Origin of the sequence: Polaribacter sp. 20A6, from assembly GCF_011378915.1 — a bacterium.
In the GTDB taxonomy this organism is placed as follows: Bacteria; Bacteroidota; Bacteroidia; order Flavobacteriales; family Flavobacteriaceae; genus Polaribacter; species Polaribacter sejongensis.
Genome location: NZ_WTPZ01000001.1, coordinates 209,045 through 230,458 on the forward strand (window position 1 = coordinate 209,045; position 21,414 = coordinate 230,458).

The window sequence follows — 21,414 nt, forward strand, 5'->3', positions numbered from 1 at the left end:
GAATTTTCTATGGAGTTTTTTTTATGGTATTATTTTTGATATTTTTGATGAAATTACCATTCATGAAAAAAGTTATTTTAGGATTTACTATTTGTTTTTTTTCCTTTACATATATTGTGGCACAAGAACAGCCTACAGAAGAGCAAGAAGTTAATATAGAAGAATCAGTTCATATAAACTGGGAACCTTCTTATAGTGATGCTTTAAAGAAGTCTAAAAAAGAAAATAAACCAGTACTTATTTATTTTACAGGATCAGATTGGTGTGGTCCATGTATTGTTTTAGATAAGAAACTTTTTCATACAGAAAAATTTAAGGCTATTGCAGATAAAGACTTAGTATTGTATGAGGCAGATAGTCCTAGAAATATAGATTTAATTTCTCCGGAGATGTTAGAGGCAAATAATGAATTAAAAAGAAAATTTAAAATAAGATCTTTTCCTACGTTAGTTTTTGTAAATCATAAAGGAAAAATGATTGGCTATAAAAAAGGATTAATTCTTACCGATTATTATTATCCTTTTATTCAATCTGTTATCGAAAATTATTAAGCAATAAGCTTATAACTTAACAACACTTTCTGTTATAGGTTCTTATATCTAGTTTTAGTGCATAAAAAAACCGAAGCAATATGCTTCGGTTTTTGTTGTTCTAAATTATATTAGAAAAATAAAATTATTTTTCATTCACTACTCTAAATGTAGTTCTTCTATTAGCTCTGTGTTGCGCCTCTGTACAAGAAACACCATCAGCACATCTGTTAGTTAATTTAGCTTCACCGTAACCATTACCAGTTAATTTACTAGGATTAATACCTTTAGAAATTAAATAGTTAGTTACTGCTTGAGCTCTTCTTTCAGACAAGTCTTGGTTAGATGATTTAGTACCTCTAGAGTCTGTATGAGATTCTAAAGCTACAGATACACCAGTTTTTAAAACAGGTAATAATCTTGTATCGATAATTCCTTTAGCTGTAGAAGTTAAAGTAGCGCTTCCTAAATTCCAGTTAATTGGTAAAATTGTATTGTTTACTAATTCACACTCAACTTCTTTCCAAGTTGTTAATCCACCTTTATTAACTAAAATTTCTTTAGTAACCGTTTTGTATTTAGCATCAACAGTAACTTCTTCTTGCCATGCATCTTTTACTAAAACTGTTTTATTGATGCTTCCATATTCTGCAGGAATCTCAATAGATTTAGTAGTAGGTGGCGTTACCATTACTTTAGTAGTATATGTTTTATCATATCCAGGAACTTTGTTAGATACAGTAGTTGCGTCTTTATCTAATTTAGTTAAAGGTACTGTTACATATTGAGCAGCAACAGGTACAAAACACCAGTATCTACAATCGTTAGGATCGCTAGATTCACAATCAGGTGCTTTTTCACTCATTTCCCAATTAGCAGAAGCAGCTTTTGTTTCTATTGTTTGAGAATCTGAATTAAAAGTAGCATTAACTACACTTAACTTATTTGCATCTACTTTGGCAGTATAGCTAACTGTTTTGTTTTCCCATACAGCAGGTACAACAACTAAACGTTGTCCAGCTTCTTTTACTAATACTCTTTCTGTAACAGTATTGTATTCTGCAGGATGTGTAACAATTTTCTTGTAAGCCGGAGCTACTTCTATTGTAACATCTTCGTTTTTCCAAACTTCTGGAGTTTTACATCGAACATAACACTTTCCTGGTTCTGGATTCTGTGGTAAGTCTTGAGCAAACGCTGTTGCTCCAAACATTAATAATGTAGCACTTAGTAAAATTTTTTTCATAATAAACTTGTATTTTGTGTTAATAGTTCAGTTTTATGACACAAACTTTTTTAGTAAGTCACATCATGTTACCCAAAAATACAAATTATGTTAAAGAAATCATAAAAAAATCACAACTTTTTGTAAAATAAGCTTTTAATGATACCGTCAGACAGTCCAATTTTAGGAACATAAATTTTTCTAGCGCCACTCCATTTCATAGCAGACAAGTAAATTTTGGTTGCTGGTATAATAACATCTGCTCTATCTGGGTTTAAACTTAACTCAGAGATGCGTTCATCATACGTCATTTGTTTTAAGAATTGATACTGAGCATTTAGATAAATATAAGAAATAGGTTTTCCTTCTGCTCGTCCAGACATTTTAAATAACTTATTAATGTTACCGCCAGAACCAATTAAAGATACTTTCTTTAAATCTTTAGTATTTTTCTTTATCCATTTTTCTACGTTGGCAAAAATTTCTTTGTTCACAGCTTTTTTGTTACTTAACAAACGTACTGTTCCCATTTTAAAAGATTTAGAAGTAAGAATTTTACCTTCAGAAAATATGGTAAACTCTGTACTACCACCACCAACATCAACATAAAGGTAAGAATTATCACCTTGTATTAATTGATTTAGATCTGTAGATGAAATTATAGCGGCTTCTTCTTTACCACCAATAATATCAATTTTAACACCAGTTTCTTTAAAAATTTTTTCAACAACTTCCTTACCATTTTCTGCTTCTCGCATCGCAGAAGTTGCACAGGCTTTATATCTTTCTACACCATTTACATCCATTAATAACTTAAATGCTTCCATAGCATTAATCATTCTGGTGATGTTTTTCTCGCAGATAATTCCACCAACAAAAGCATCTGCTCCTAAACGAATAGGAACACGCACTAAAGAAGATTTTTTAAACTGAGGCTCTTTGTCGTCAGATACTATAACGTTGGATATTAGTAATCTAATTGCATTTGATCCAATATCTATAGCTCCATATTTCTTAATTTCTAACAAACTATTTTATTTATGGTTCTTAGGGAATTCTATCATAAACGTTTTCCCTTTTTTTATGTTTTTCCAATGTTTATCTTCAAACTGAATACCTACAACTCCGCAAGTTGATACATGCGAAATAGGTTTGTTACCAAACTTATTTACAAAGGTATTAATACCGTGATCATGGCTAAAAATGATAGCAGAATTAAAACCATCGTCTAAAGCATTTACTGTTTTTACTAAATAACCGTCGCTAAAGCTGTACAATTGTCTTTTTACTTGAAGGTTAGATAAAGGAAACTCGAAGTTTTCACAAAAAATAATTGCTGTATGTAGCGCTCTGTTGGCACTACTTGATACAAAAACATCTGGTCTGTCTATTTCTGTTGATAAGAATTTAGACATTAAATGTGCGTCTTTTATGCCGCGTTTTTTTAGAGGTCTGTCAATATCTTCTATTCCTGAGTATTCCCAAGAAGATTTTGCGTGCCTAACAATGTATAAAGTTTTCATTCAATTCTAATTGTTGAGTTGTAAATATAAATATTTATGGTGCTAATCTTTCTTTTTTCCAAGAAAAATCTTCTTCTAAGGTATATCTTATTCTATCATGCATTCTATTTGGTCTCCCTTGCCAAAATTCTATGGAAATTGGTTTTACCAAATAACCTCCCCAATGTTTAGGTCTTAGTATTTCTTTTCCTTCAAATTGGTTTTCAAAAGTCTTTAAATTACCATCTAATTCTTCTCTAGAAGTAACTACATCACTTTGGTTAGATGCCCAGGCACCTAATTTGCTACCGTCTGGTCTAGAATCAAAATAACCGTCAGATAAGTTTTCGGCTAATATTTCTGCGTTTCCCTTTATAATAATCTGTTGTTCTAGCGCAGGCCAGAAGAAAGACAAACAAATATGGTTATTGGCTGCAATTGCTTTTCCTTTTTCGGAATTGTAATTGGTGTAAAATATAAAGCCCTCCCAAGTGAATTTTTTTAATAAAACAACTCTGCTTTTAGGAAAACCATCTAAACCAATGGAAGATACAGTCATGGCGTTACTTTCATCTACCATGTTTGATGTATCGGCTTTTAGAAACCAAGTCTGGAAAAATTCCATGGGATTTTCTGGACAAGTACTTTCTAAAAGTTCTTGTTTTTCGTAGGATTTTCTGTAATTACTTAAATCTTTAGACATTATATATAAATTCTATACAGTAAAAATACAGAATATTTTAAGAGTATTAACACTCTAAAACAGCCTTTTTAAAGATTTTTGTTGATATGTTTAGCAAGATAAACTCCAGAACTTGCACAACCTTGAATTAAATATCCTCCAGTAGGTGCATCCCAATTTAACATCTCACCAATACAAAATTGATTTGGAATTTTATGTAACTGAAAATGAGTGTCTACTGCATTTAATTCAATTCCGCCAACGGTAGAAATCGCTGCATTTAACTTACCTAAGTCTGTAATTTCTAAAGGAAATTTTTTAATGTTTTTTGATAAAATTGCTGCGTTTAAATACGCTTCTTTAGAAAGATGAATTTTAAGTAACTCTATTTGAGAAGCGCTTAATTTTAACTCTTTTTTTAAAATTTGTGTGGTGTTTTTAAAAGAGGAATTTACAATTTTATTGCTCACTTCTTCTAATGAAAAAGTAGGTTTAAAATCGATGTAAACTATTGCTTTTTCTTCGGATTTTAGTTGTACTCTAATCTGCGGACTCAAAGCGTAAATTGCATTTCCTTCGATTCCGAATTTGGTAATTACAGCTTCTCCTTTTTGTGTTTTGTCAGCACAAGAAATGGCAATATTTTTCAAAGGATTTCCTTCATTTTGTTTGATGAAATCTGGATTCCAATCAATTTTAAAAGCACAGTTAGAAGCTTCAAATGGTAGTGTTTTTACACCTTTTTCTTGAAATGTTTCTAACCAGCTTCCGTCAGAACCTGTAATTTTCCAACTAGCGCCACCTAAAGAGAAAACCGTGTAATCAGAATGAATAATCTTGTCATTGATTATTAAATTACTTTCTACATCCCAACCAGAAAAAGTGTGTTCGTATTTAAAAACGATTCCTTTTTCTTTTAAATGATTTAAAATAGTATTTAAAACGGTTATTGGTTTTATTCCTTCTTCTGGATAAATTCTCTTGCTACTGCCGATATAGGTAGGAATTCCAATGGATTGTAGCCAATTTCTAAAATCATCATTGGTGAATTTTAATAAAGCATTTTTTAAAACATCATTAGGAGTATAACGTTCAATAAAATCTAGAATAGGTTCTGAATGTGTCAAATTAAAACCACCTTTTCCGGCAACCAAAAGTTTTCTACCTGCTGTTTTATTTTTTTCATAAATAGTAACATCAAATTTTTTAATATCTAAAAATGCAGCTAAAAGTAGTGCTGAAGGTCCGGAGCCAATAATTGAAATTGATTTTTTCATGTTATTTATTTACACAAACAGTAATTATTGTTTTTGAGTTTTTTTACGTGTTTTAAATACTAAAAGGCAAAAGAAAATCAGTTGCCTATTACTTTATAAAATAAACTAAAATCTGCAGTTAATTTTATAGGATATTACCAGGGTGTTTTAATTTTGTTTATCTCTACTGTTTGTTTTATCCCATCAGATTCTACAACAATTTTTAAAATGTCGTTGGTAATAAGGCTTTTCCATTCTTTTTTCCAAAAGTCACAGAATTCACCTGTTTTTTTTAATTCAATTAAATCTATATTGTTGATTTTTAATACTTTTGAATTCGGTTTTATTTTTCCAACTAGTTTGCTTTTATCATATATGTTAGCTACTGTAACTGTACTATTTTCATAATCTGTAAAAAAACCAACTTCATAAATATTTGGCAAAATAGTATCTGTTTTTTCTGTCTTATCTAAAACTAAATAATCATTTTTCCAGTCTATTGTAATTATGTAGTTTTCATAAAAATCATTACCTAAAAGGGAAGAGTTTCCTGGTTTAATTAAAAGGTAAGAAGGTTTTTTAAATGGAAGTTCATTTATATGAAAACTATCTATTTTTTTTATGTGTGTCTCTCCTTGCTTTGCTCCTGTAAAATTTACACCTTTTAATCCAACTTTTGTAATCGATGGACTGTCTTTCAATAAAGTTGTGTCTCCTGTTTGAATAAAGCCATTATACCCAGTGTCAAAAGTGAAATAATTCGATTTTTGACCTATTTTTAGGTTTAAATATACATTACCAACATCTTCAGAATTCATTTTTATTTTTTCAGAATTATCTGATATCTCAAATCTTTCATTGTTATCTGTAATTCTAATAAGTTGTTTTTTATAATCTATTTGCCAATTGGCTTTTCTCATCAAATTATTTCCAATGATACCATCTATTTTTTTACATCTAATGTATTTTCCGAATTTAGATACGTCCCAAATTAAACTAACAGTCTCCTGAAATTCAATACCTGCTATTTGTATAGAATTTATTTGAACTCGCTCTACTTTTTTTACTGAATCACTACCATTTGAAACAGTTCCTTTTTTTAGCTGTTTTACATTTAATTCACTTGATATTGTTGGATCAATTAGGTTTAATTCAGCTCCTGTATCAAAAAGAAAATTATACTCTTTTTCTTGAATTGTTACTGGTATAAATATAAATCCGTTTTCGTAGGTAAAAGGAATCTCTTTTAAGTATTCTTTCTTGGTTACAAAACCTTGTTTTTTATACTTGTATGTTACGCAACTACTTAATAAGATAACTAAAAAAAAGGTTATTATTTTGTTGTTCATAAGGTTTGTTATTCTAGTTTTTTTATTAATTTATAGACTTAAAGTAGTGTTGTTTTTGATAAATAGTATATCAAACTTTTTGGTATCTATAAAAGCTGCTAAAAGTAAGGTGAAGGTTAGGAGCTAATTATGGAAATTAATTTTTTTGTTGTTGTGTATACAGCCAAAAGTTGTTTTTTTGATGGTTTAAGGAGGAATTTCCCAGATGAGCTAAAACCAGTAATAAAATTTATATGGTGTTGACAATAGGCTATTATAGTTCTAATAACGAATTACTCGATTTTATACTAACATTCGCTATTTTAAGAATTTTTTTGATATCATTTTTTATCCAGTCTTGTGATTTTGGGTGAAACACTATTTCAAAATTATACTTTTCAAATTCATTAAGTATCAAATTATAACCAAATGGTTCATTTATTTGATGAAGTTTTTCACTTTCTTTTCTGTGAATTCCAGCATTATATTCAATTGGTATTTCTTTGAAATCTTTTTTTAACACAAGTCTAAATTCGTTTTCATGATTAAAACTTGAGTCCTTTAAGAAAACAGATTCAATTAATTCAATTTCATTATGATTTGGATTTAAAAAGTTCACGTATTTTATTTGACTACAAACTATATCTAAATCACTTCCATAACCATTAAAACCATTTTTTAATATGTTTTTTTTAAATTCGGAATATTTAATTTTAATTGCGACACTATTAGGTGAACTGTATAAATTCCACATTGCTACTGATTCAGAATACTCGTCAGCTATAAACCAACAATTTGCAAAGTTAGATTTTTGTATTTGTTTGATTTCTTCGTCAATTCTATTCATTTCTTTTCCGCCAACGTGAAGAGAGATAGTATTACGAATGTTGTCAAATACAGAATAATTTTCAGTCTCACTTTTTAACTTCTTATAAAATAAATGATTTGAAGTTATACCTTCCTTTTTGTCTTCAAATTTATCTAAACGTGTAAAGAAAAATGATTTGTTTATTAAAAATGAAAGTAATTTTGATATATCAATGTATCTCCATAAAAATGAGTCTTCACTTATGTGTTCGTCGTTTGTAAACTTAATATTTGAAATTTTATTTTTCATTTTATTCATGTAGCCAACGTTAACACTGATATATCCTCGTTTTAATAACTATATCACAAGTTAGCGAATTTATCTAAAAATAAGCTTAGAAACAACCCAAATTACTTCTTCGCTAAAGACAATCCTATAAAGGTTAAAAAGCCGTTTAAAACCAATACAAAAAAGCCAAAGTCGAAACCAAGTTTTTCTTTAGAATAATAACTAATTATATACGTAAGAATCGGAGCAATAATACAAATGGCTGGTATTAATTTATCTTTAACTTTTATTTTAGTAAACATTCCAAAAGCATATAAACCTAATAAAGGTCCGTACGTATAGCCTGCAAATGTGAATATTTTTGCAATAACACTCGCATCAGCAATAAAATATTTAAAGATTAGAATGGTTGCAATCAATACAAAAGAGAATATAATATGAATCTTCTTTCTAATTTTTTCTTGTTCATTTTTATCCTTCTTTTTATCAATTTCTAAAATATCAATACTAAAAGAAGTGGTTAAAGAAGTTAGCGCAGAATCTGCACTAGAATAAGCTGCTGCAATTAAACCCAATAAAAAGAATAGGGCAGTAGCCAAACCTAAGTTTCCTTGTGTTGCTATGATTGGAAAAAGCTCGTCTTTATGTGCGTCAATTCCTGCTTGTTGGGCATAATCTGTTAATAAAACACCTAAAGCTAAAAAGAAAAAGTTGACAATTACCAACACAATCGTAAACCAAAACATGTTTTTCTGTGCGTCTTTTAAATTTCTACACGTTAAGTTTTTTTGCATCATATCTTGGTCTAAACCAGTCATTACAACAGCAATAAATGCTCCTGATAAAAACTGTTTCCAGAAATAATTTCCAGCTTTTATGTCATCAAAAAAGAAGGTTTTAGACATTTCGCTATCGGCAACATACGTAAAGAGATTGTCAATTTTCATTTCGCTAGAAATGGTGTAAATACAAACACCAACTGCAACTAGCATAAATAAGGTTTGTAAAGTATCTGTCCAAACAATAGTTTTGATACCTCCTTTAAAAGTATATAACCAAATTAATAAAATAGTGATGGAAACAGTAACCCAAAACGGAACGCCGTAAGCATCAAATAAAATTGCTTGCAACACATTTGCGACTAAAAAAAGTCTGAACGCAGCGCCAACGATTCTAGAGAGTAAAAAGAAACTAGCACCAGTTTTGTAAGAATAGTTTCCGAATCGATCTTGTAAATAGGTGTAAATTGAAGTTAAATTTAGTTTATAATACAACGGAAGTAAAACCAAACCAATAACTGCATAACCAACAACATACCCTAAAACCATTTGAAAATAGCTCATAGAATCTGTTTCTACCCAACCAGGAACCGAGATAAAGGTAACGCCAGAAAGTGAAGCACCAATCATACCAAACGCAACTAAATACCAAGGAGAGGAGTTGTCTGCTTTAAAAAATGTTTTATTGTCTGCAGATTTTCCGGTGAGGTAAGAAATACCGATTAATACCGTGAAATAAGCGACTATTAAAAGGAGTATGTAAAGTGGTTGCATTAGATAAATTACGAATTACGATTTAACAATTACGAAGATATACTTTTTAAAAATTTTAAAGGATTAATTCGTAAATGATAATTGATAATTCGTAATTTTGACGGCTATGGATTTTTCATCAAAACTTTTAGAAAACGCCGTAAATGAAGTTTCTCGCTTACCAGGAATTGGTAAAAGAACTGCATTGCGTTTGGTATTACATTTATTAAAACAACCTTCGGATAATACCAAGTTTTTATCGGAGGCTTTATTGCATTTAAGAAATGATGTAAAGAATTGTGAAAAGTGTCACAATATTTCTGATACAGCTTTGTGTGATATCTGTAATAATGTAAAAAGAAATCCCGAGATTGTTTGTGTGGTTGAAGATATTAGAGATGTGATGGCGATAGAAAGTACGTCGCAATTTAATGGATTGTATCATGTTTTAGGTGGAAAGATTTCTCCGATTGAAGGTATTGGCCCTCAGAATTTAAAAATTGAAAGCCTAATAAAAAAAGTAGAAAGCGGTGAAGTAAAAGAGTTAATTTTTGCTTTAAGTTCTACGATGGAAGGTGACACAACCAATTTCTATATTTTTAAACAAATAGAAAAATTTGAAATTACTACGAGTACAATTGCACGTGGAATTTCTGTTGGTGATGAATTAGAATATGCAGATGAAGTTACTTTAGGAAGATCTATAGTAAATAGAATTCCGTTTGAACAGAGTATAAGAAGTTAAAAAAAAGTATTCAGTTTACAGTAGCAGTCAACAGTGAGCAACTGAGACTGCCAACTGAGACTGTTTACTCTTTATCTAAAACCTCTCTCTCGGCTTTTTCCCAAGATTTCTTTTCTCTAATTTTTTTGTAGAGTCTAATGCCTAACATTAGTAAAACTCCAAAAAGAATAATTCCTGCAACACCCCAAATCCAATTAATGGCAGATTGTAGCGTAACTAAAAATACCACTGCAAAAAGGATAAGTGTTGCCACCTCATTCCATATTCTTAATTTTAAAGCAGAATATTTTATAATATCATTTTGTAATTGCTTGTATATTTTCTGACAAGAATAATGATAGAAATATAAGGCTAAAACAAAAGTTAATTTTACATGCATCCAAGGCATTTCTAAATAAATAGGATTTTTATACAACATCCAAAAAGCAAAAAAACTTGCTAAAATAGCAGAAGGCCAAGTAATCATATACCATAGCCTTTTACTCATTAATTTATATTGTGTTTGTAAAATTTCTTTAGCGGGTTCTGGTTTTTTTTCTGCTTCTACGTGGTAAATAAATAAGCGAATTATGTAGAATAAACCAGCAAACCAAGTTACTACGAAGATAATATGTAATGCTTTTACGTAAAGGAAATCCATTTTTTATAAATTTAGTTTCAAAAAAACTTCTCGCAAAGACGCCGAGGCGCAAAGTTTTGATTTTTGCTTACTGAGACTGAGACTGAGACTGAGACTGAATACTGTTTACTTCTTTCTCCAGTCGTTAATCCATTTTACCATCACATCTACCCAATCGTCATTATCGTTCATACAAGGGATGTGTTTATAATCTGTACCACCAAATTTTAAGAATTCGTCTTTTCCTTCCATTGCAATTTCCTCTAAAGTTTCTAAACAATCTGCAACAAATGCTGGTGTAATTACGGCTAGTTTCTTTTTACCTTCTCCTGGAAATTTCTCGATTTCAAAATCTGTATATGGTTTTAACCAAGGGTCTTTTAGCAAACGAGATTGAAAAGAATTGCTGTACGTACCTTCTTTTAAATTTAAGGTTTTCGCAATTTCCTTGGTCGTTTCAAAACACTGATGTCTGTAACACGTGTGGTGTGCAACCGAATTACGCTCACAACAAGAACCATCTATTTTACAGTGGTTTTTGGTAACGTCAGATTTCATGATATGACGCTCTGGAATACCGTGATAAGAAAACAAAATATGATCATAATCAAACCCTTCTAAATGATTTGCAATGTTGTTACTCATTGCTTTTATATAATCTGGTTCATTATAAAAAGCAGGTAAAACGTCTAATTTTACTTGCGGATATTTCTCTGCTAAAATTTCTTCAGCCTTTACAACAACCGTTTCATAAGAAGACATGGCGTAATGCGGATATAATGGTGCTAAAAAGATTTCTGTAACTCCTTTATCGACCAATTCTTTAATCCCTTTTTCCATGGTCATAGAACCATAACGCATAGCTAAAGCCACCGGAAGGTCTACTTTTTTAATTACTTTATCTGTAAATCTTTGAGATATTACCACTAACGGAGAACCTTCTTTCCACCAGATTTTTTTATAAGCAGCACCTGCTTTTTTTGGCCTTGTTTGTAAGATAATTCCGTTAATTAGTAACCAACGTTTCCAATACGGAATGTCAATTACGCGTTCATCCATTAAAAATTCTCCTAAATAATTTTTAACGTCTTGTGTCTCTGTAGAGTCTGGTGATCCTAAATTGTTAAGTAATATTCCCTTCATTTAAAAAAGTTTCAAAGCTTCAAAGTTTCAAGTTTTTAGGTTGAAAAAATAGACTTTTGTTATTTTGTTTTTTGTTCTGAACTTGTTTCAGAATTTAATTTTTGCTTACTGCTTACTGCTTACTGCTTACTGCTTACTGCCAACTGATTGGTAACTTCATACAATGTAATCGCTAAACTGTGTATTACATTCATGCTAGAGTTTCTACCGTACATTGGTATTGCAATTGTTTCGTCTAGTAAATTGATGTTTTCAATTCCGTTTCTTTCGCTCCCCAAAAGTAATACGATTTTTTCATAATTTTTAAAATTAAAATCTTGAATATCGATACTTTTATCAGTAATTTCTATACCAATAATGGTGTTTCCTTCTTGCTTTAATTGGTGTATTAGCGCATCAAAATTGTTGTAAACGTCATGTTCAATTTGATTTACGGTATTTCTTGCCGTCTTTTTTACAATTCTATTTTCTGTGGTAGGTGAATTCTCATGAAAATAAATTTTTTGCACTCCAAAACTTTCCGAAATTCTAAAACACATTCCTATGTTTTCGGGTGTTCTAATGGCATCGCAAACAATTGTTATTGGAAATTGCTTTTGATTATTTTCTATGTCGTAATGTGTAAGTTGTTCCAATTTTTTAATTTTGATTACTGATTACTGATTACTCTTTCAAACTCATTACATACTTCTTTGGCGTTGTGCCAAATTTCTTTTTAAAGGCTGCAATAAAATGGCTAGAGGTACTATAACCAACTTTTACACCAACTTCATTTACATTATATTGATTGCTCTCTAGTAATTTTCTAGCGTATTCCATTTTATAATCAAACAGAAAACTATAAACGGTATCTCCGTAAATTTGTTTAAAACCTTCTTTTAATTTTTTTATGTTTAGACCAATTTCATTGGCTAGTTCTTGCAAACTTGGTGGTTCAGACAATCTTGCAATAATAATTTCTTTTGCTTTTCTAATTTTTAAAACATTTTGTTCATCTACTAAAAACGGACAAAATTCACCTTCCGGATTTTCTTCTTTCTGAAAATGGATGCTTAACAATTCGTATACTTTACCTCTAACATATAAATCTCTAATAGAGTTATTTGTTTTAGAATTGATAATTTGTTGTAAAATAATAGAAACAGTTGGTTTTATTTCTGTGTCGTCGTAATATTTCTTGTTACTGTTTTCATTACTTAAAAAAGGAATATAACCAGATTCTTTAGAGAATAAAGAGTGAAATTTTTCGATAGAAATTAACAATGATACCAATGTAGTTTTTGGTTGAATCTCTAAATTGATGGGTAAAACTCCTTGCGGGTTGTATAATAAAATTGCTCTATTGTCTAGAACGTCAAAAGAGTAGGTGCCATTATTGAATAAAAATTTAGATTTACCTCTTAAACAAAAGTGGATTTGTATAAAGGCATTATTTATTTTCCTTTCAAAGTTTTCTACTTCTTTACTTTCGTTCTGAAAATGAAGCACATAAAACCCTTTTTCTAAAGTAATTTCTTCAAATGTACTTTCTCCGACATTTTTGAACATATCTTATCTTTTTAGTTTCATTTTTTTTATTTAGAATCATTCTATATAAAAAGAAATAAAAACTCAATTACGTAGCAAAAGTAATGCTTTTCGGGTGTTTTATGGATAAAAATTAATTAAAAAACATATAACGATATAAATAGTCCTTTAAGCGACATTTTTTTCTAATTGAAGTTTATACTTTTGTCCAACTTTTAGAATAATATGCAAGAGCACAGGCAAGAGCACTTTTATAATATTGGCGTTAGTTACAAAAAAGCGGATGCTAACACACGTGGAAAATTTTCTTTATCAAAAGAAAATCAAATTTCGTTGTTAAAACTTTCAAAAGAGAGAGGGTATAAAGGGGTCTTTATTATCTCTACCTGCAACAGAACAGAAATAAGTGGTTTTGCAGAAAGACCATGTCAATTAATAGAATTATTGTGTGAGTTTTCTGAAGGAACCATTCAAGAATTTTCTAAGGTTTCTAACGTTTATAAAAATCAAGAAGCAATACATCAATTATTTAGAATTGGTACCGGTTTAGAAAGTCAGATTTTAGGAGATTACGAAATTGTAGGGCAATTAAGACAGTCTTACAAAGTAGCAAAATCTTTAAAAACGACCAATGCGTATTCAGAAAGATTGATTAACTCTGTATTGCAAGCAAGTAAGAGAGTTAAAAATGAAACAAGATTAAGCTCAGGAACAACCTCTGTTTCTTATGCTGCTATTCAATATCTTATTAAACATTTACCAGATTATAATTCTAAAAATATTTTAGTTTTTGGTTTGGGTAAAATGGGGAAATACACTTGTAAAAACCTAGCAGAATACACACAAAATAAATCTGTTTGTCTAATTAATAGAACGGAAGAAAAAACAACAGAATTTGTAAAAGAACATGCTACTATTAGAAAAGCAATTATAGAAAACTTATCTGAAGAAATAGAAAAAGCAGATGTTTTAATTGTTTCTACCGGAGCAGATAAACCTACTATTACAAAAGAACTTATTGCTAAAAATAAAGATTTATTAATTTTAGATTTATCGATGCCAGAAAATGTGGCAAAAGATGTTGCTGATTTTAAGGATGTTACTTTAGTAAATATAGATGAACTTTCTAAAATTACACATGAAACTTTAGCGGTGCGTCAGCAAGAAGTACCGTATGCAGAAGCAATTATAGAGACTCATAAAGCAGAGTTTAATGAATGGCTAAACCATAGAAGGTTTACGCCAGCAATTGCTGCTTTAAAGAAATCATTAGAAAATATTACAACTGACGAAATTAATTTTCAGAAGAAAAAAATTGCTGGTTTTGATGAAAGTCAGGCCGAAATTTTAACGTCACGTTTTATACAGAAAATAACCACCCAATTTGTGAAACACTTAAAAGATGAAGAAACATCTGTTACACAAAGCTTACAAGTAATTAATAAGGTTTTTAAATCTTAATCAAAAACTCCATGCAGAAAATAATAAAAATAGGAACTCGTGATAGCGAATTAGCGCTTTGGCAAGCTAATAAAGTGCGCAAAGAATTAAAAGAATTAGGCTATGAGTCTGTAATTGTTCCTATAAAATCTTTAGGAGATATTGTTTTAGACAAACCCTTATATGAATTAGGAGTTACAGGTGTCTTTACTAAAAATTTAGATATTGCTATGTTAAATGGTGATATTGATATTGCCGTACATTCTCTTAAAGATGTACCTACAGTTTTACCAGAAGGAATTACACAAGCAGCTGTTTTAAGACGTGATGATTATTCTGATGTTTTAATATTAAAAGGAAATGAAGAGTTTTTTGGACAACCTGGTGGAATTATTGCTACCGGAAGTTTGCGTAGAAAAGCAATGTGGTTAGATAGATATCCAACACATAAAGTAGAAGGTTTAAGAGGAAATGTAAATACTCGTTTACAGAAATTAGAAGAAAGTGAAACTTGGGATGGAGCTATTTTTGCAGCTGCAGGTTTATACCGTATTGGAAAAAAACCAGAAGACGCTATTAGTCTTTCTTGGATGACTCCTGCACCAGGACAAGGTACAATTATGGTTACTTGTTTACAAAAAGATGATTATTCTTTAGATGCTTGTGAGCAATTAAACCATAAAGAAACAGAAATTTGTACAACAATAGAACGTGAGTTTTTACATCTTTTAGAAGGTGGTTGTTCTGCACCAATTGGTGCTGTTGCTTATATTGATGGAAAAACAGAAGAGATAAGCTTTAGAGGCGTTTTATTAAAAAAAGATGGTTCTAAAAAGATTTCAGTTGCTAAAACAGCAAAAGTTGGTAGCCATCGTTATTTAGCTAAAGATTGTGCAGATTATGTAATTAACAAAGGTGGAAAAGAATTAATGGCAGAAGACGCAGAAGATGCTGTTGAAACATTACAAAATATATTTTCTACAAAGAAACTTTCTGAGCTTCAAAAAGAAATTTTATCAGAAGAAATTGGTATAAAAGATAGCGATTTTATTAAAATCCGTTTTAATAGAATTCCTGCTAAGGTGATGAAAAACGAAATAAAAAACGTTATTATCACAAGTCAGAATGGAGTGGAAGCACTTTTAAATTCTTTCACAAGAGATGAAATGAATTTTAAGAATATTTACTGTGTAGGTAGAAGAACTAAAAAACTGATTGAAAACAGAATTGGTAAAGTTGCACATGCTGCAAAAAATGCTAAGAAATTAGCGGAATATTTAGCAGAAGAATTAGATACAAAAAAAGTAACTTATTTTTGTAGTAATCTAAGGTTAGATGTTTTACCAGCTTCTTTAAAAGCTGAAGGTATACAAGTAACTGAAATAGAGGCTTACAAGACCATGTTAAGTTCAGAAAAAATTGATGATGAAGTTTCTGGAGTTTTGTTTTACAGTCCATCAGGAATTGAAAGCTATTTAGAAGAAAACAACCCAGATAGAGTTGCTTTTTGTATTGGAGAAACTACAGCAGTAGAAGCAAGAAAATATTTTGAAAAAGTAGAAGTAGCAAACATGCCAAGTGTAGATAGTCTTCTAGAATTGGTGAACTTGTATTATTCAAGATAAAGACGTATTTCCTGCAAGGGATATAAAATTATAGGTATTAAAAAAGATAATTATTTGGGCGTTTTAATGGGCTTTACACTATATCTTTTTTCGAATAAGAAAAAAGGAAGAAGCCTGTGTTGAGGGAAGTCGAAAGGTTTCAATCTCTAATGCATATTACAAGTTTACAAATATTCTGCAAGTTTTTTAAATCCTTGTAGAATTTGTAAACTTGTACTAGTTAAAAATAATAAAGAGTGTCTCCTCGAGCGCAGTCGAGAGGTTTTTATAAATTAGGTCTCGACTGCGCTCGACCTGACATAAGTAAAAGTTATGTTTAGAACTCGTAGATTAAGAAAAACAGAAGGAATTAGAAGGTTAGTTAGAGAAACTAAAGTATCTGTAGACGATTTTATTTATCCACTTTTTATTGAAGAAGGAGAAAATATAGAAACGGAAATTGTTTCTATGCCAGGAATCAAACGTTTTTCTTTAGATCTGATTTCTAAAGAATTAGATGAGGTGGTTGAATTAAATATTCCTGCTGTTTTGTTATTCGGAATTCCATCTACAAAAGATGATGAAGGAACAGAAACTTGGAATGATAACGGAATTATGCAACAAGCAATTCGTTTTATCAAAAAAAACTACCCAAGTTTATATGTAATTACAGACGTTTGTTTTTGTGAATATACTTCTCACGGTCATTGCGGAATTATTCATGACAATGATGTAGATAATGACGCTACGTTAGTCAATATTGCTAAACAAGTTATATCGCATGCAAAAGCAGGTGTAGATATGGTTGCGCCATCTGGAATGATGGACGGAACGATTGATATGATTCGTCAGTCTTTAGACAATACAGGCTTTGTAGACTTACCAATTATGGCGTATGCTGTAAAATATTCATCGGCTTTTTACGGTCCTTTTAGAGATGCTGCAGATTCTGCACCAACCTTTGGAGACAGAAGAACCTATCAAATGGACCCTGCAAACAGAGACGAAGGAATGCGTGAAGCAACTTTTGACGATCAAGAAGGAGCTGATATCTTAATGGTAAAACCAGCATTGTCTTATTTAGATATTATTAGAGATTTAAAAAACAATTTCGACCGTCCGATTGCATGTTACAATGTAAGTGGGGAATATGCAATGGTAAAAGCCGCGGCAGAAAAAGGTTGGATTGATGGTGAAAAAGTAATGATGGAAAGCTTACTGTCTATGAAAAGAGCAGGAGCAGACATTATTATTACGTATTTTGCTAAAGAAGCAGCAAGAGTACTGTTGAGAAAATAAAGTTACAATGTCACCTCGAGCGCAGTCGAGAGGTTTTATAAAGGTCTCGACTGCGCTCGACCAGACAAAAATCTAGAAAAATGGAATTCAAGAAATCAGAAAAATTATATAAAAAAGGATTAAAAAATCTAGTAGGAGCAGTAAATTCTCCCGTAAGAGCCTTTTCATCAGTTGGAGGAAATCCGTTGTTTATCAAAAAAGCAAAAGGAACTAAAATCACGGATGTTGATGGAAACAAATATGTAGATTTAGTACTTTCTTACGGGCCAATGATTTTAGGTCACAGGCATAAAAAAGTACAAAAAGCTGTTGAAAAAGCATTACAAAAGGGATATTCTTTTGGAGCATCAACAGAGAATGAAATAAAATTAGCAAAAATAGTTTGTGATGCTTTTCCAGGAATGGACAAAGTTCGTTTTGTAAATTCTGGTACAGAAGCTGTTTTAAGCGGAATCCGTTTGGCAAGAGCATTTACCGGAAAAGATAAAATTATAAAATTTGCAGGTTGTTACCATGGGCATCAAGATGCGTTATTAGTAGCGGCAGGTTCTGGTTTGGCAACATTAAGTTTACCCGGTTCTAAAGGTGTTCCTGAAGGAGCCGTAAAAAACACGTTAATTTCTAATTATAACGATTTAGACAGTGTAAAAAAACACTTTGAAAATGACGACAATATTGCAGGTGTAATTATTGAACCAATTGCTGGTAATATGGGGGTTGTAATTCCTGAAAATAATTTTTTAGTAGAATTAAAAGCGTATTTAGAAACAAAAGGAGCGTTATTAATTGTTGATGAAGTAATGACTGGTTTCCGTTCTAAGTTTGGTGGAGCGCAAGAATTATTAGGCGTAGAAGCAGATATTACCTGTTTGGGTAAAGTTATTGGTGGAGGTTTCCCTGTTGGAGCGTACGGAGCAAGAGAAGAAATAATGCAAGAAGTTGCACCTTTAGGAGGAATGTATCAAGCAGGTACGTTAAGTGGAAACCCAATTGCTATGGCAGGCGGAATTGCGACTTTAACAGAACTGAAAAAGCAAAATCCGTATAAACAATTTGAAGAAACAGGTAGCATAATAGAAGTGATTTTATTAGAAACTGCTAAGAAATACAATGTAGCTTTAACAGTAAATAGATTTGGTTCTATGTTAAATCCTTTCTTTGTAAATAGTGAAGTTACCAACTTTGTAGAAGCACAATTATCAGATACTAAAAAGTTTGCAGTGTTTTTCTGGGAAATGATTAGAAACGGAGTTTTCTTACCTCCAAGTCAGTTTGAAGCATGGTTTTTATCATCAGCTTTATCAGACAAGGATATTAAGAAAATAAGTAAGGCTATTGATGCAGGAATGAAAAAGGTTGCAGAAAGTAATTAAGTATTAAAATGCCTAAATTAAGAAAACAATCATTACTAAATTACATTTATCGGTTTTTCGATATTATTGTATTGTTTTTTATTGTTTTTGATTTTGGTTACGATCATGCAGATAACTTTACATCACCACATGTTTTTGGATTAATCGTTTTATCTACCGCATTATTGGTGTTTAACGCCATTAAGTTTTTTGCTGGAAAATATAAGAAAACCAAGAATATTGCATTAGTAAACATTGCAATTATCGCTGTTTTACTTATGATTTCTATTGTTGTTTCTGTTGTCCATTTTAATAATGATTATCATTTTATCTTACAGAAAATAAAACCAACTCTAGAGTTCGGGCTTATTTTATACTTTCTTTTAAGGTTACTTGTTTTAGTTCGTTACGTTTATGAAGTTTACTTTAACCCTGCTATTGTATTTGTAGGGAGTTTTTTTATTTTAGCCGTTTTAGGAGCATTCTTACTTATGCTACCAAGTGCTACCTCTAATGGAATAACATTTACAAATGCTCTTTTTACGGCTACAAGTTCGGTTTGTGTAACGGGTTTAGCTGTTTTAGATACCAGTCATGATTTTACCACGATAGGACAATCTATTATATTGGTTTTAATTCAATTAGGTGGGTTAGGGATTTTGACTTTTACCTCATTTTTTGCTTTTTTTTTTAGAGGAAGTTCTTCTTTTAAAGAAGGTTTAAATACACGTGATTTTCTTGCTCAAGAAGGATTGAAAGATGTTTTTAGAGCGGCATTAAATGTAGTTGCCTTTACGGTTGTTTTAGAACTAATTGGTGCGGTATTTATCTATTTTTCAGTGACAGATAATATGGTTATTAAAAATAAGTTATTCTTTTCTGTATTTCATTCTATTTCAGCATTTTGTAATGCCGGTTTTTCTATTATTCCTTCTGGATTATTTCAAGAAAGTATCCGTTTTAATTATAGCTTTCAATGGGTTATTATGATGCTTATTATTTTTGGTGGTTTAGGACACAATATTATATTTAATTTCTACAAAAAAATTAAAATATCGGTTATAGAGTTATTTCAAAAAAATACGGTACATAAACGCGTGCCAATTATTACATTAAATACAAAAATTGTAATCTATACTACGGCTATCTTGCTTGTTACGGGGTGGGTGTTTTTCTTTATTTCAGAATATAATAATACCATGCTAGAGCATACTACAATTGTAGGTAAACTCACAAATGCTGCGTTTAACTCGGTAAGTCCTAGAACAGCAGGTTTTAATGTGATAGATTATAGCCAAATGACTGTACCATCATTATTATTTGTAATATTTTTAATGTGGGTTGGAGCCTCTCCTGCATCAACAGGTGGTGGTGTAAAAACAAGCACTATTGCATTAGCAACATTAAATATTTTTACGGTTTCTAGAGGTAAAAGTCGTACGGAAATATTTGGAAAACGGATTTCATCAGAATCAACAAGTAGAGCCTTTGCAATTTTATGTATCTCGCTTATTGTAATTGGAACTGCTATTCTAGCTTTATTAATTTTTGAACCCAAAGACACTCCAATATTATCTGTTATTTTTGAATGTTTTTCGGCATATAGTACCGTTGGATTAAGTTTAAATTTTACGCCAATATTAACAGAGTCTAGCAAATACGTTATCATTTTGGTCATGTTTATAGGTCGAATAGGAATGCTCAATTTAATGATTGGTTTATTACGTCAAATCAATCATCAATTTTATGAATATCCTAAAGAAAATATTTTAATTAACTAAGGCTAGTTTATAACGAATTAAACAAATTTATACAAATGAAAATAATAGTTATTGGACTTGGAAATTTTGGACACGCACTCGCATTAAGGCTAACCGAAACAGGTAACGAAGTAATTGCTATAGACAAACAAATGGAGAAAATTAACTTATTAAAAGACCAAGTTTCTCATGCCATTTGTATGGATTCCACCAACGAACTAGCTTACAATGCGGTACCATTAAAAGATGCCGATAAGGTTATTGTTGCTATTGGGGAGAATGAAGGAGCCGCAATTATTACCACAGCAATTGTAAAAAAACTATGTGATGTAAAAATTATCAGTCGTGCATTATCTTCTATTCATGATACAGTGCTCGAAGCGATGGGAGTATACGCTATTATACATCCAGAACAAGATTCAGCAAACCGATTAACCAAACAAATCAATTTTAAATCTACTTTAGAAAACTATCAATTAGACGATAATTTTACGATTTCAGAAGTAAAAGCAAAAAAAGATTTTATTGGTAAAACATTAAAAGAACTAGATACCACAAATAAATATCAACTGACCTTAATTACTATTATTCGTGAGAAATATGAACGAAATTTTATGGGTAAAAAACATAGTGTTAAACAGAGTGTTGGGAGAGTAAACTCAGAAACCATAGTGATGGAAAATGACGTTTTAGTGGTGTATGGAAATAATAAAGATATAGAAAATTACTGCTTAGGGGAAGAAGAATACAACCTAGGAAACAAAAACATATAAG

At 30.7% G+C, this 21,414-nt stretch carries 20 protein-coding genes; 8 read left to right on the plus strand and 12 right to left on the minus strand.

Translation table 11 applies throughout. The features are described from left to right. Positions 1–62 precede the first annotated feature (62 nt). A complete protein-coding gene (locus GQS57_RS00930; protein WP_165730327.1) occupies positions 63–551 on the plus strand; it encodes a thioredoxin family protein in 489 nt (162 codons plus the stop codon). Between the two features lie 124 nt (positions 552–675). Here GQS57_RS00930 and GQS57_RS00935 read toward each other — a convergent pair whose 3' ends face one another. The 8 genes from GQS57_RS00935 to GQS57_RS00970 form a co-directional block, all read right to left on the minus strand. Next, positions 676–1,776: an OmpA family protein gene (locus GQS57_RS00935; RefSeq protein WP_165730329.1), complete on the minus strand. Its 1,101-nt coding sequence runs from the start codon at positions 1,774–1,776 to the stop codon at positions 676–678. 110 nt (positions 1,777–1,886) lie between these two features. Next, positions 1,887–2,783 carry a Ppx/GppA phosphatase family protein gene (locus GQS57_RS00940; protein WP_165730330.1) on the minus strand — a complete coding sequence of 299 codons (897 nt, stop codon included), beginning with the start codon at positions 2,781–2,783 and terminating at the stop codon, positions 1,887–1,889. A 6-nt stretch (positions 2,784–2,789) separates the two neighbouring features. Next, positions 2,790–3,278 carry a histidine phosphatase family protein gene (locus GQS57_RS00945; RefSeq protein ID WP_165730332.1) on the minus strand — a complete coding sequence of 163 codons (489 nt, stop codon included), beginning with the start codon at positions 3,276–3,278 and terminating at the stop codon, positions 2,790–2,792. Between the two features lie 34 nt (positions 3,279–3,312). Next, the gene (gene pdxH, locus GQS57_RS00950) at positions 3,313–3,960 is read right to left on the minus strand and encodes a pyridoxamine 5'-phosphate oxidase (protein ID WP_165730334.1); all 648 of its coding nucleotides are present in this window, start codon (positions 3,958–3,960) and stop codon (positions 3,313–3,315) included. Positions 3,961–4,028: 68 nt separating this feature from the next. After that, positions 4,029–5,216: an NAD(P)-dependent oxidoreductase gene (locus GQS57_RS00955; RefSeq protein ID WP_165730336.1), complete on the minus strand. Its 1,188-nt coding sequence runs from the start codon at positions 5,214–5,216 to the stop codon at positions 4,029–4,031. A 134-nt stretch (positions 5,217–5,350) separates the two neighbouring features. Continuing rightward, complete coding sequence (locus tag GQS57_RS00960; RefSeq protein ID WP_165730337.1) at positions 5,351–6,544, minus strand: retropepsin-like aspartic protease; 1,194 nt, start codon at positions 6,542–6,544, stop codon at positions 5,351–5,353. A 253-nt stretch (positions 6,545–6,797) separates the two neighbouring features. Then, positions 6,798–7,640, minus strand: coding sequence for a hypothetical protein (locus tag GQS57_RS00965; protein ID WP_165730339.1), 843 nt, complete (start codon positions 7,638–7,640; stop codon positions 6,798–6,800). A gap of 101 nt (positions 7,641–7,741) precedes the next feature. Continuing rightward, positions 7,742–9,172 carry a sodium:solute symporter gene (locus GQS57_RS00970; protein ID WP_165730341.1) on the minus strand — a complete coding sequence of 477 codons (1,431 nt, stop codon included), beginning with the start codon at positions 9,170–9,172 and terminating at the stop codon, positions 7,742–7,744. A 106-nt stretch (positions 9,173–9,278) separates the two neighbouring features. Between GQS57_RS00970 and recR the strand changes: the two genes are divergently transcribed. Continuing rightward, positions 9,279–9,896: a recombination mediator RecR gene (gene recR / locus GQS57_RS00975; RefSeq protein ID WP_165730343.1), complete on the plus strand. Its 618-nt coding sequence runs from the start codon at positions 9,279–9,281 to the stop codon at positions 9,894–9,896. A gap of 64 nt (positions 9,897–9,960) precedes the next feature. Here the strand turns inward: recR and GQS57_RS00980 are convergent, their stop codons facing one another. The 4 genes from GQS57_RS00980 to GQS57_RS00995 all read right to left on the minus strand — a co-directional run bounded on the left by GQS57_RS00980 (position 9,961) and on the right by GQS57_RS00995 (position 13,206). Further along, the gene (locus tag GQS57_RS00980) at positions 9,961–10,536 is read right to left on the minus strand and encodes a CopD family protein (RefSeq protein WP_165730345.1); all 576 of its coding nucleotides are present in this window, start codon (positions 10,534–10,536) and stop codon (positions 9,961–9,963) included. Between the two features lie 105 nt (positions 10,537–10,641). After that, positions 10,642–11,658 carry a ferrochelatase gene (gene hemH / locus GQS57_RS00985; protein ID WP_165730348.1) on the minus strand — a complete coding sequence of 339 codons (1,017 nt, stop codon included), beginning with the start codon at positions 11,656–11,658 and terminating at the stop codon, positions 10,642–10,644. A 119-nt stretch (positions 11,659–11,777) separates the two neighbouring features. After that, positions 11,778–12,293, minus strand: a complete 516-nt coding sequence (locus tag GQS57_RS00990; protein WP_165730350.1) for a TrmH family RNA methyltransferase — start codon at positions 12,291–12,293, stop codon at positions 11,778–11,780. A gap of 28 nt (positions 12,294–12,321) precedes the next feature. Continuing rightward, positions 12,322–13,206, minus strand: a complete 885-nt coding sequence (locus GQS57_RS00995; protein ID WP_165730352.1) for an AraC family transcriptional regulator — start codon at positions 13,204–13,206, stop codon at positions 12,322–12,324. A gap of 204 nt (positions 13,207–13,410) precedes the next feature. Here GQS57_RS00995 and hemA point away from each other — a divergent pair, with 204 nt between their 5' ends. The 6 genes from hemA to GQS57_RS01025 all read left to right on the plus strand — a co-directional run bounded on the left by hemA (position 13,411) and on the right by GQS57_RS01025 (position 21,413). Next, on the plus strand, positions 13,411–14,646 hold the full coding sequence (gene hemA / locus GQS57_RS01000; protein WP_165730354.1) for a glutamyl-tRNA reductase: 1,236 nt from the start codon (positions 13,411–13,413) through the stop codon (positions 14,644–14,646). A gap of 11 nt (positions 14,647–14,657) precedes the next feature. Then, positions 14,658–16,250, plus strand: coding sequence for a hydroxymethylbilane synthase (gene hemC, locus GQS57_RS01005; protein ID WP_165730357.1), 1,593 nt, complete (start codon positions 14,658–14,660; stop codon positions 16,248–16,250). A gap of 312 nt (positions 16,251–16,562) precedes the next feature. After that, positions 16,563–17,528: a porphobilinogen synthase gene (hemB, locus tag GQS57_RS01010; RefSeq protein ID WP_165730358.1), complete on the plus strand. Its 966-nt coding sequence runs from the start codon at positions 16,563–16,565 to the stop codon at positions 17,526–17,528. 80 nt (positions 17,529–17,608) lie between these two features. After that, a complete protein-coding gene (gene hemL / locus GQS57_RS01015; RefSeq protein ID WP_165730360.1) occupies positions 17,609–18,901 on the plus strand; it encodes a glutamate-1-semialdehyde 2,1-aminomutase in 1,293 nt (430 codons plus the stop codon). 8 nt (positions 18,902–18,909) lie between these two features. Next, positions 18,910–20,661, plus strand: coding sequence for a TrkH family potassium uptake protein (locus GQS57_RS01020; RefSeq protein WP_165730362.1), 1,752 nt, complete (start codon positions 18,910–18,912; stop codon positions 20,659–20,661). A gap of 35 nt (positions 20,662–20,696) precedes the next feature. Next, complete coding sequence (locus tag GQS57_RS01025; RefSeq protein ID WP_165730364.1) at positions 20,697–21,413, plus strand: TrkA family potassium uptake protein; 717 nt, start codon at positions 20,697–20,699, stop codon at positions 21,411–21,413. Position 21,414: the final 1 nt, after the last annotated feature.